General features: G+C 45.9%; 8 protein-coding genes. 2 read left to right on the top strand and 6 right to left on the bottom strand.

Going from position 1 to position 12,094, the window contains the following annotated elements; translation table 11 throughout:
- Positions 1 to 57 precede the first annotated feature (57 nt).
- From MHB37_RS08115 to MHB37_RS08100, 4 genes are all read right to left on the bottom strand, one after another.
- Positions 58 to 993, bottom strand: a complete 936-nt coding sequence (locus tag MHB37_RS08115) for a carbohydrate ABC transporter permease (RefSeq protein ID WP_076126337.1) — start codon at positions 991 to 993, stop codon at positions 58 to 60.
- A gap of 15 nt (positions 994 to 1,008) precedes the next feature.
- The gene (locus MHB37_RS08110; protein ID WP_036680973.1) at positions 1,009 to 1,980 is read right to left on the bottom strand and encodes a sugar ABC transporter permease; all 972 of its coding nucleotides are present in this window, start codon (positions 1,978 to 1,980) and stop codon (positions 1,009 to 1,011) included.
- A gap of 11 nt (positions 1,981 to 1,991) precedes the next feature.
- A complete protein-coding gene (locus MHB37_RS08105) occupies positions 1,992 to 3,737 on the bottom strand; it encodes an extracellular solute-binding protein (RefSeq protein ID WP_341164553.1) in 1,746 nt (581 codons plus the stop codon).
- 405 nt (positions 3,738 to 4,142) lie between these two features.
- Positions 4,143 to 5,096 (bottom strand): family 43 glycosylhydrolase, encoded by a 954-nt coding sequence (locus MHB37_RS08100; RefSeq protein WP_405169133.1) that lies wholly within the window; start codon positions 5,094 to 5,096, stop codon positions 4,143 to 4,145.
- 494 nt (positions 5,097 to 5,590) lie between these two features.
- Here MHB37_RS08100 and ilvD point away from each other — a divergent pair, with 494 nt between their 5' ends.
- Positions 5,591 to 7,276 carry a dihydroxy-acid dehydratase gene (ilvD, locus tag MHB37_RS08095; protein WP_076134060.1) on the top strand — a complete coding sequence of 562 codons (1,686 nt, stop codon included), beginning with the start codon at positions 5,591 to 5,593 and terminating at the stop codon, positions 7,274 to 7,276.
- A 177-nt stretch (positions 7,277 to 7,453) separates the two neighbouring features.
- Here the strand turns inward: ilvD and MHB37_RS08090 are convergent, their stop codons facing one another.
- A complete protein-coding gene (locus MHB37_RS08090) occupies positions 7,454 to 8,854 on the bottom strand; it encodes a polysaccharide deacetylase family protein (RefSeq protein WP_076192865.1) in 1,401 nt (466 codons plus the stop codon).
- A gap of 208 nt (positions 8,855 to 9,062) precedes the next feature.
- On the opposite strand from MHB37_RS08090, the gene MHB37_RS08085 reads away from it, so the two are divergent.
- Entirely contained in the window at positions 9,063 to 10,256 is a 1,194-nt protein-coding gene (locus MHB37_RS08085) for an AI-2E family transporter (RefSeq protein WP_076184708.1), read from the top strand.
- Here MHB37_RS08085 and MHB37_RS08080 read toward each other — a convergent pair.
- Positions 10,214 to 12,025: a peptidoglycan D,D-transpeptidase FtsI family protein gene (locus tag MHB37_RS08080; protein ID WP_405169132.1), complete on the bottom strand. Its 1,812-nt coding sequence runs from the start codon at positions 12,023 to 12,025 to the stop codon at positions 10,214 to 10,216. The genes MHB37_RS08085 and MHB37_RS08080 overlap by 43 nt on opposite strands.
- Positions 12,026 to 12,094: the final 69 nt, after the last annotated feature.

The following is a 12,094-nucleotide window of genomic DNA, read 5'->3' as shown; positions in this document are numbered from 1 at the left end:
GTGTACTTCACTCCTATTAAATAATTTCTATATAAGATGAACTTGTTTTTTTGCCCGCTATCCTTTAATCGAACCTACGTAAACACCTTTAACAAAATATTTTTGCAAGAAAGGATATACCATTAATATAGGAAGCGTAGAAACGACGATCGCACAATACTTAACCAGCTCGCGGAAAGCCGTCTGGCTCTGGGCACTATCGATAACTACCCCGCCTGCACTGCCGATCGAGGTTGCGGTTGCATCATTAGCTACTAATATTTCCTTCATTAATAGCTGCAGTGGGAACAGCTGTCTGTCCTTCAACAACACCATCGCATTAAACCATGAGTTCCAGTTCCCCACTAAATAGTATAAAAAGATTACGGCCAGCGTAGCTTTGGACAGCGGAAGAATCACATTCGTTAAAATATGGGCCTGACTTGCCCCGTCTATGGTAGCCGCTTCTTCCAATTCCTGCGGAATGGCTTGAAAGCTAGTTCGTAGGATAATAATGTTCCATGTGCTTAAAGCACTTGGCAAAATCATGGCCCACAAATTATTGTACAGACCAATATCCTTCATTAATAAGAACCAAGGAATCAACCCGCCGCCAAAAAACATGGTGATTGTAATCAGGATCATGATGAAGTTTTTGAAATACAATCCTCGTCTGGATAATACATAAGCTCCCAGAATGGTCATGATCATGTTGACTAATGTGCCTAATCCTACATATATAATCGTGTTTTTATAGCCGTTGATCAGACTGTTATCTTTAAATACCAGCTTATAGCCATCCAAAGTGAATCCCAGCGGTTTCAGCAAAATGCCTTTATGAGCAATCAACATGCCGGGGTCGCTGACGGAGGCAAACAGGATGTGCAGGATCGGATAAAAACACACCAAGGTTAATGCGGTCAGCAGAGTATAAAGTGTGCCGTCAAATACTCTGTCACCGATGGATTTATGTTTTCGTCTTTTTTTCGCTTTACGCTGCAAATTATCTTTCATAGCTGTCCCTCTTTCTTACCATAAGCTGACCTCGGACCTGCGTTTGGCTATTGTATTGGTCATCCAGAGCAGCCCAAAGTTAACGATTGAGCTGACCAAGCCCACAGCCGTGGAATAACTAAGACTGGCTTCTCTTAAACCGCGACGATACACGTAAGAGGCAATAACATCCGCCGTATCATAAATCAGAGGATTGTACAGCAGGATAATCTTCTCGTACCCGGACGACATCAACCCGCCGATGGCAAAAATAAACAGAATGATGATAACTGGGCTAATCTGCGGCAGCGTAATATGCCACATTTTTTTAATCCGTCCCACTCCGTCAATTTCAGCAGCTTCATATAATGAAGTATCGATGGAACTCATCGCCGCAAGGTAGATGATGCTATCCCAGCCGATGCTCTGCCAAATGCCGGAGAAGGTATAAATCGGCCGGAAGAACGAAGAGTAGCCGAGCAGTGAAGAGTACTCTTTTCCGGTAATAAATTGCAGGATTTGCGTGATAATCCCTTCATCTGCGGCAAAGATATGAATGATCCCGCATACCACCACCAGGGAAATAAAGTGCGGCATATAGGTGATCGTTTGGACCACTTTTTTAAACTTAACCCCACGGATTTCATTCAGCATCAAGGACAGAATAATCGGGGCTGTAAATCCAAAGGCAATCCCCCAAACATTGAGGAGAAGGGTGTTTTTAACGACCCGCCAGAAATAAGGCCCTTGGAAAAAATCAATAAAGTGCTTAAACCCTACCCACTCGCTCTGGCCAAACCCCAGCAGGGGTTTAAAATCCTTGAAGGCGATCATAACCCCCCACATCGGCCCGTAGCAGAAAATCAGGAACCACGCTACAACAGGGACAGCCAACAGATAGACAAACCAGTTCTTTTTCAAATCCTTCTTAATCACTAACTTGGTATTTTTAGGTTTGGCGTCCTGAGGAATGGGCTTTATCGCTCTGTTTTTTCGTAATATTTCCATAAAACAACCACCTATCGTTTGTTATATCGATCTAAGGCTGCCTGATGGATACTCAAAAACTCTTCCAGTCCCATACTCTGAGCTTCTTTCAAAAATTTATCATAGGCATCTACCGGCAGGTCTCCCATTATGATTTTTGCAAAATACTCTCCGCGCAGTGTCGACAGCTGGTTTCCAAGCTCGGCTTCCCGCGAAGCTTCATCTTTGGTAAAGGAAATAGGTGGCATAGCCATACTGGTGTCCATATTTTCTGTCCAATTCTTGCGAATGTCTCCCGAGTAACTTCCTTTGGCAGCGATCAGCGGGTTGGAATGATGCTCATCCCGGATATCCGGCCAGTTGTGCATCCGGTATTTCCATAAGGTTGTCGATACGGGCTGACCTTCAGGGTCTTTAAAGATATAACTGTTCTCTGGATAATAAGGCATTCCCGTCTCATCAATCAGGTGGACCGTGCCGTATTCACCAAAGTTAATCAATTCCCAGCCCTTTTTACTGTAATTAAAATCAAGCCAAGCCATTGCCGCTTCTACATTTTTGCTTTGCGTGGTGATTGCAGCTTCGATCCCCGCTCTTTTGAAATTTTTGTACGTGGTTGCGGACTTATCTCCTTTGTTCAGAACCGGGTTCAGTGCGCCCACAAAGTCGATACCGCTCTGCTCTTTCCAATAACTCCACATCGTATCCGGAGAGTCCATCATCATCGCGGTATCTCCCGAAATGGCGCTCGCCATTCTCTGGTTAAAGTCTGCCGTTGCCCAGTCCGGGTTCAGTAATCCTTCTTTGTTCCATTGCTGCATGGTGGTCAAATATTCCTTAGCTTTCGGCTGTGCTGGCCCCCAGGCCACGTTGCCATTCTCATCAAGGAACGTCCAATCCCATACTCCATATGCGCCATTTATGATGCCGGTAAAAATCTGGCCGTAAGTAGAGCCGTAATTAAGCGGTGCTTTGTATCCGACTTCCTTTGCTTTAGTCAGGAAGGTATGCCATTCATCAATCGTATTTGGAACTTCAAGCCCTGTTTTGTCCAGCGCTTCCTGCTTAATCAATGTTCCAAACCAAGTCCACTCTGAATATGGGGCGATGCCATAGAAGCCGAGCAGCTTGCCGTCATCCGTGACCGTGGTTTTTCTTCTTGATTCATCCGAATTGCGCCACTTCGTATAGTTCGGAGCATTTTTCTCCATCAGATCTGTCAGATCGATATAAGCACCGTCATTTACGCCCGCTTCAAAACCTCCCGGATAACGTCCCGGCTCAATGATAATGTCAGGCAGTTCACCGGAGGAGATCATCAACGTGAAGGCATCCGCTTCCTGGCCGATTGGCGGCGTGATGAAGTTTACTTTGATTCCCGTTAATTGCTCCACCTGCTTCTGGACAGCATGATTGTTCATATCCGGAATATTGGAATTCGCAGGCATCCATACATCCAGAACCACATCACCTTTAACAGGATAAGCTGAGTAATCATTTGGAATGACTTCATCGAAGACGTCGCCGAGGTATGTATCATTCAAGGAATGATTAACTTCGTCGATTTGCTCTTGCGTTGGGGCTGTATTGCCGCGTATGTCTGCGCTGATATCTGTAAACTCAACCGGGTCTTTGGCTGTGCTCTCGTTCTCTTTGTTGTTGGAGACACCCTTATCAGCCCCATTGTTTGCACTGTTGCCACTACATGCTGTTACAGTCGAAATGATCAGTATTAACACAAATAAAAGACTAAAATAACGCTTTGCATTGTTCTTCATACTTAACCTCCCACTATAAAATATTTGCCACAACGCCTTAAGCAAATCCAAAGCTTGGAACCACGCTCCTTTTTGACCTGTAGATAACTCCCCTTGATTAATACAGTTTTTCTGTATCTCAGATCGAATTATAAGCATCCAAAATTCATATGTCAACGCTTTCATACAATAATTTTGTAATCTTATGAACTTTTCTCAAACAAATATATGGCTATGCCAACTACAAACCTATTAAAAAAGCGTACTAACCATCCTGTATCTTGGCGAAAAACCCCTTATAAAACAGGCGTTTTTCGTCAATTATTATCGACAGCGAATAAAAATATCTGCATTACATGAAAAGGCCATTCATTACAGTTTTTCTGTAATGAATGGCCTTTTCAGTCTTGATTTCCTGTTTTATTCTTATTCTCCCGACGGTACGTTCTGAGCAAGCGTATCCCTACAAGGAACCCCAAAATCTGGTGTCCCATCCACCTTCCACCCAAATTTCTGGATACGGGTCGCGCGCAAAGACACATCCGCTCCAGCGGAAGGAAGCGCATGATAGACTATCCAATCTTCCTTGCCATCAGGAGAATGTGTGAAGCTATTGTGCCCCGTGGCAAAAATCCCGTTCTCTGCACTTTTGCAAAATACAGGCGACATTGATTTTTCCCATGACAGCGGTTGCAAAGGATCTGCCGCTTCGTTCATGGTTAGCATCCCTAGTGCATAATCCTCAGACCAAGTCGTACTTGCCGAATAAACCATGAAAATACGATTGTGTCGCTGCAAAATTACCGGACCTTCGTTAATCGCCATGCCACCTTGCTTCTCCCATGACAGAGTTGGAGCGGTAAGCAGGTGATGCCCCCCTTCCAAGGTCCAAGGATTACTCATTCGCATAATGTAAATAGCCGACCCATAATCAGGAAAATGACCATATCCCGCATACAGAAAATACAGCTGATCCCGCAAAGACATTACTGTTCCATCCAACCCTGGGACAGGTGTCTGCAAAGCCCCTCTCCATACCCACTGTCCTTCCAGCGGGTTCGCTGCTTCATTCTCCAGCACGCAAATCCGCCGTGAATCGTCGCCTCCTCCGTCATTCGCAGTGTAGTAAATGTACCATCTGTTGTCCAAATGATGAATTTCCGGCGCCCACAGATTGTAACTGTAGCTGCCCCCCGGTTCGGGAGACCAGATCACTTTCTTGTCGCCCTCCGCAAGGCCGGTCAAGGTTCTAGATCTCGTCAGCTCCAGACATTTAGCTTTTGTGGCCATAAAGTAATAATAGCCATCGGTATGTTTGAATACCCATGGGTCTCCTGAGCTTGCTACAATTGGATTTAAAAAAGTTGTACGCTGTGACATTCCCTTTCCCTCCTTAGCTTTTCATCCCCGTAAAAACGATCCACCGCGGCGATAATAATAGACAAATCCCGATTTTCCAGCACCTCCCATAAAATAATAACTCCCATCATACTCAGCTCTCCTAAAGTTGTCTAGAGTGGTAAATAGATACATCCGAACCCTGTTCCATTTTCCAAATAAAGCACTTTCCTTTCGAAAATGAGCTTTTCCTCCACTTCCCACGCTTTGCGTCAATCGACAAACTTCACATTGTCCGGTAGAAAAAACGTGCTCTTTGTGATAGACTCACTAATAACAATGACTTCTCCGTTCATTTTAGGCGGTAACTGTTTATACCAAAACAGCGGCTTTTTTTATAGAAACGGCATCGCTTTGCTTATTGAGGAAGCAGGTCCCCGTTCTTTCTATAAACCGTATATACGCAGGTCTTTGGAGTTCATTGCGTTAATGCGACACTATATTTGATTGAAATTCATTTAGGGGGGAATGTCATTATGGCAGCCAAGAAAATGCGTTCAGACATGATTAAAAAAGGCTTTGACCGTGCTCCACACCGTAGTCTCCTGAGAGCAGCCGGAGTAAAAGAAGAAGATTTCGGAAAGCCGTTTATTGCGGTCTGCAATTCCTATATTGATATTGTTCCAGGGCATGTGCATTTGCAAGAGTTCGGTAAAATCGTTAAGGAAGCGATTCGCGAAGCTGGTGGCGTTCCTTTTGAATTCAATACGATCGGCGTAGATGACGGGATTGCTATGGGACATATCGGCATGCGTTATTCACTGCCAAGCCGCGAGATCATCGCTGACGCCTTGGAAACTGTAGTTTCCGCGCATTGGTTCGATGGCATGGTCTGCATCCCTAACTGTGATAAAATTACACCGGGCATGATGATGGGCGCACTGCGTGTTAACATCCCAACCATGTTCGTAAGCGGCGGCCCAATGAAAGCCGGCGTAGATAGTAAAGGTAAAAAGCTCTCTCTGACCTCGGTATTTGAAGGCGTTGGTGCTCACCAAGTCGGCAAAATCAACGATGCAGAGCTGCTTGAATTAGAACAATTTGGTTGTCCTACCTGTGGATCCTGTTCCGGAATGTTCACTGCCAACTCCATGAACTGCCTTGCAGAAGCACTTGGACTGGCATTGCCAGGTAACGGTACGATTCTGGCTGTTGCTGATGAGCGTAGAGAATTTGTTCGCAAATCCGCAACACAACTGATGGAATTGATTAAGCTGGATCTTAAACCAAGAGATATCGTAACTAAAGAATCCCTTGATAACGCATTTGCACTGGATATGGCAATGGGTGGTTCTACTAACACAGTGCTGCACACCCTTGCATTAGCTCAAGAAGCAGGTATCGATTATCCGCTTGAACGCATTAACGAAGTTGCAAACCGTGTTCCCTATCTGGCTAAGCTGGCTCCAGCTTCTGATATCTTTATCGAAGATGTGGACCGTGCGGGCGGCGTTAGTGCTGTATTGAATGAACTGCTGAAGAAACCAGGTGCTCTGTTCGGGGAATGTATGACCGTTACCGGCAAAACATTAGCTGAGAATGTAATCGGACACGAGATCCAAGATACTTCCGTAATTCATACTATCGACAACCCTTACTCCGAAAGAGGCGGTCTTGCCGTACTTTATGGAAACTTGGCTCCAGAGGGTTCTATCATCAAGGTTGGTGCAGTTGATGCTTCAGTAGGTGGATATCATAAAGGTCCTGCGATCTGCTTTGATTCCCAAGAAGCTGCACTGGAAGGTATCGCGAACGGTAAAGTTAAAGAAGGCCATGTAGTCGTTATCCGCTATGAAGGTCCTAAGGGCGGACCAGGAATGCCGGAAATGCTGGCGCCTACTTCACAAATCGTGGGTATGGGGCTAGGTGCTAAGGTCGGTCTGATTACAGACGGTCGTTTCTCGGGGGCTTCCCGCGGAATCAGTATCGGCCATATCTCTCCAGAAGCAGCTGAAGGCGGTCCGATCGCTTTTGTTGAGGATGGAGACATCATTGAGCTGGATCTCAACAACCGGAAGATTGAATTGCTGGTTGAAGAAGAAGTATTAGCAGTTCGTCGTACGGGTTGGAAAGAATTCGAACCTAAAGTTAAAACTGGTTACCTGGCTCGTTACTCCAAAATGGTAACCAATGCAAGTAACGGCGCAGTGCTGAAGATTTAATCCCTTTAGCAAAAAAGAATATTAAAACAAGCAAGAGCAGTCCCACCTTAGTATTTCTAATGGCGGGCTGCTCTTTTTTTAATTATCCCAATAAAAAAATGTTCCACAACCCATCGCTGGATTGTAGAACATCTCTTTACATGTCCACTGTAAAATATTTATCAATAAGATCATGAATCAATTGGTTACTGTCGCACCTGGCATTTCTACATCCGCAACCGAATCATTAAGTGACAACGATTCTTCCTGTTGCGATTTGCGTTTTTTTGCAGTTTTCGGATGATGAGGCAGCTGTTGGTTCATCTTTTTGAGCAGCTCTGAGACAGGCATCAGGATAAGCTTCGGCACAAGGACCTCGCTCCGTTCTTTAAGCCTTGCCCCACCTGCTGGATGAATCACACTTAACAGGATCCTTAAGTAAAATTTGGAGGAACGTGCGAATAAGCCATCCGGCAAATCACGTACGGTAAAGCCGAATTTCTCCGGTCCCCGGTTAATCATGCTGACTCCATAAAGCGCTTTGGCTTCCGCAAGATCCACATCTTTGGCAATGATCTCAGCAAGAATGGGCAGATCCTTTTCCATTCTGCGGATCATTCGAATCGCAAGTTGAGCGGAAGAACGTGAATGAATTCCTAATTCGAACAACTGTTTATTATCGATGTGCAGCTCAATGACTTTGTCGCCTTTACGCAGCAGTTCTCCGCCCTCGAGTTCAACCGGTTCACCCTGATATTTCCGCATCCGATAATGCAAGAAAGGATCTGACGGAGTAATCGTTTGGAGATGAAAAAGAGCTTGAAATACCTGTTCCCAAGCTAACCAAAGTCCTACAAGCACCCGTTTACCAAAAGATAAGCGCCGGATAGGTGACGTCTCAGCCATCTTAATCATCTCATCAATCCGAATGCTGCGTAGTCCCCGTTTACGGGCTTCCTCCAGAGTCTGCTCAAGAGCCACAAGCATATTCCCTGGAGCATCCGCATCTGCACCCAGCGTTGTGCCGCTATCATGCAACAACATCACTTCCCCGGGATTTAGACGGGCCAGCATCTTCTCAGTGAGTTTTTCGGCGCCGAGCTTCTCACGCCAATCACCAAACATTGCCGACCAAAGCACAATTTCAACTTGGCGTCGTTTGGAAATATCAAATAAATTGACAATACCCCAAGGTGGACGGTAATACGTACTGCGTTCGCCAATAATATTATAGATAATATCATTCGTACGTTGAATCTGCCGGCGGACGGTTGCTGGCCGCATGAGCCAGTTCGTCTTGTGAACATAATTATGAATTCCGATGAGATGTCCCTCATCATGGATACGCTGAATAAGATCAGGATAACGTTCAGCATTAGAGCCGACTACAAAAAAGGTTGCTTTTGCATCATACCTCTTCAGTAATTCCAGCAGTAATGGTGTAAATCGAGGATCAGGTCCATCATCGAAGGTCAGTGCGAATTCATTCCGCCCAGTTCCTTTACGAAAGACACGGTAACCAAAAATCCGGCTGATCATACCAGGGATAAAAGCATAAAATGATGAGATGTAAAATAACCAGAGCAGCAAAGTCTGCATATTAATTCCCCGCTTTTCCAGAGTTGACTTTGGCTCGCCTAATGTCTGCAAGCAGAACCCGTGAAACGGCCAAGTGAAGTAGAATAAAAAAACGTTACCCCCTATTTTAACACATGTATCAAAGAAATAGACGCTTTTAAAGTAAAATCATGTACAATGTAATCAACCTGGCGTATCCACTTATAAAAAAAGGGAGTTGTTTATATCTATGCTGCCGTTATACAAAAAATATTGGCGCACATTTTTTGACATCGGATTAATTGTCCTCACGGTTTATCTAATTATGTTCTCCTTTAGTAAGCTGTATCAGTTAGCTGCACCTGTATTCCTGTCTTTTTTTGTATTTTTGCTTATCGAACCCTTGGCCCGCTTCTTGAACCGCCGTGGTCTTGGTAAACCTTTTGCCTCCGCCATTTCAGTGTTGCTCTTTCTGATTGTGCTGTTAGGTACATTATTTGGTGCCGGTCTACTGATTACGATCCAGGCCCTTCACTTCCAAGAGAACCTCCCTAAATATACATATGTGGTGCAGCAGCATTTTGTGGAGACCACGACCTACCTGCAGCAAAAAATAGATAACTTGCCACCCGATATTACGAACAAGGTCAACGGGTACTTTAAAGATGCCACGGATGTTCTAACAGGATGGCTGATTACTTTTCTAAAATACATGGCCGGTATTCTAGGCTCCTTCTCCACCTTCATGGCCAATTTCGGGATAGCCATTATTTTGGCATTTTTTCTTAGCATGGAAATCAAAGATTGGCGTAAAATCGCGCATGACAAAATGCCAAAAACCTTTAAGAACGCCTTCGCCTTTTTGCAAGGCAATGTATTCAAAGCCATCGGTTCCTATTTAAAAGCACAACTTATTCTGATCAGCATTACTTTTGCCATAGTTCTAGTCGGCTTATTTATTCTGCGAACCGGCAACGAAATCACAATGGCATTAGTCTGCGCGGTATTTGATGTTTTGCCGCTTCTTGGCGTGACGACAATTTTAGTCCCTTGGATCATCTATTTGTTCATCGTGGGCAATACATCACTGGCTATTGGATTAATTATCCTCCTTGCCATTGTACTAATTGTTAGGCAGCTGCTTGAGCCGAAGATTACCGGGAATTCAATTGGCGTATCCTCAGCCTTCCTTATGCTGTCGTTCGTCATTCTGTCCACATCTGCTTTCGGTATGGCTGGTCTGATTCTGTCGCCGATTTTGCTTATTCTGATAAAAGAACTGATTCAACAAGGGTATCTTCAGAGCTGGATCTATCTCCCGCAAGAGGAATTTATCGTTTCACCCTTTGCAGCTAACGGTCCAGCTTCCAATCAGACCAGCTCTGCGCCACCACCTGAACCTCAAGCTCCAGAGGGAACCGATGATAATAAATCCAATATCTGACCGAACAGCTTAACGGCTAGATGTGAGCTGTCCGGAGCGACGTTCTCCACCGCTACCGACACAGCATATCTGGGATGATCCAGCGGCCCATAGCCGATAAACCATTGATTGTTACGCGGCATACCCTTAACAAGGGTTTGTGCCGTACCTGATTTCCCGGCAACCGGCCATTTCGTGCTCTGCAGACTTGTGCCGGTTCCATCCGTAACTACTTTACGCATCCAGGACAGCAGCTGGCGGGCTGTAGATTCTGAGATCCTCCCGGCAGTTGAAGGGGAAAGATGACCCGGCAGATCCTCTAGCTTTTGCCCATTTGCAAAGGTTACACGCTGGAGAATTCTTGGCGCTCTCACTTCCCCGCCATGCAGTAACGTCACCACCAGGTTCGCTGCCTGAAGTGGAGTCACTTGCACATCTCGCTGCCCAATGGCCGTCTGCACTCTGGCGCCTGGATCATCCGGCAGCAAAGAAGTAAAGATCGTCCCCTTCTGCTCACCGGACAGTGGCTTAAGAACTGGAAAACCAAGCGTATTCTCCGCTTGCCAGCTAATATCTCTTCCGAGCCCCAGCGCGAGTGCTGTCGCTTGAAGCTGCGCCCCACTCAAACGTTCTGCCAGCGCAGCAAATACAGTATTACAGGACACGGCGAACCCTTGCGCCAGCGTGAGGGGACCGTGTCCTTTTCCTTTTAGACAAGACAATCCATATTTCTCATATTGCCCTGAACAATAGAAAAGCTCATCCGCTGAGGTGACCCCGGCTTCTAGTGCTGCTGCTGCTGTGACGATTTTGAAAATTGATCCAGGTACGGCAGCCTGCAACGCCCGGTTATTCCACTCTCCCCCTTCAGGGGATATCTTCTCTGGGTCGTAAAAAGGTAAAGATACCATGGCTTCAATATCTCCCGTTCCGGTGTCTAACACCACCACGGCTCCTTCCTTCATTCCAGCTTTGACAGCTAACTCCTCTATTTGTTCCTGAAGCTTTTTATCAATCGTTGTATATAAAGACAGCGGATAATACGGATTACCCGGGGCTCGTACTTGAATGGGACTGCCCGGGACACGTTGCCCGCGCGCATCAACCTGAGCATATGCCTCAGTATGCCCTACACCTCGAAGCAACGGCTCCAGGGTTTTTTCTAACCCGTCCGTTCCTTTCATCGGAATTCTCAGCCCCGATGGGGAAGCCTTCCCACCAGTGTTTGGTACCGCTTCCGATAAATATCCAAGCCACTGCCGACCAGTTGCTTTCCCATCATATCTGCGAGCAAAAGGAAACACGCCTACGCCGTCGATCCCCAATGCACTCACTTCTTCCGCTTGTGCGGATGTAAGTGCGAGCGGTCCTTTTCCCACTGAGGATGGCCAAAGCAATGGTTCTTTAAGGGAAGAGCGCTTGTTTAGCAATTGCTCATAACTCACTCCAAGGATAGCTGCCAACCGGTGCATGGACTCAGCTTCTTCGTATACGACCTGCGTCACGGTATTCCTAGCCTTCGCCTCTTGAGGAAAAAACGCAGCCGTCCAAATGGTTTCCCCGGCAAGGGGTTCACTCTTTCGGTCATACAGACGCCCCCGCCCAGAGTCCAATACCGTCTCCCGTTCGCTTTGAATTTCTGCCATCTTTGCAAGTGTATATTTCGTTCCAGGGACCGTCTGTTCCTTCATAAACAGTTGAATCCACGCCAGCCTAAGGACCAACACGGCTACTACTGAACATAAAATAATCAGTCCGCCGAGTATACGTCTGTGGACATTATTGTGCAATCCCATTCCTCCTGACTGACGTTCATAGCCTTTATTATGTCCCACCCGCTGGATTATTTACACTCATGC

The organism is Paenibacillus sp. FSL H3-0286, from assembly GCF_045040705.1.
Classification (GTDB): domain Bacteria; phylum Bacillota; class Bacilli; order Paenibacillales; family Paenibacillaceae; genus Paenibacillus_AQ; species Paenibacillus_AQ odorifer.
The sequence above is the reverse complement of the archived record's forward strand: the minus strand, read 5'-3'. Positions and strand labels throughout refer to the sequence as shown.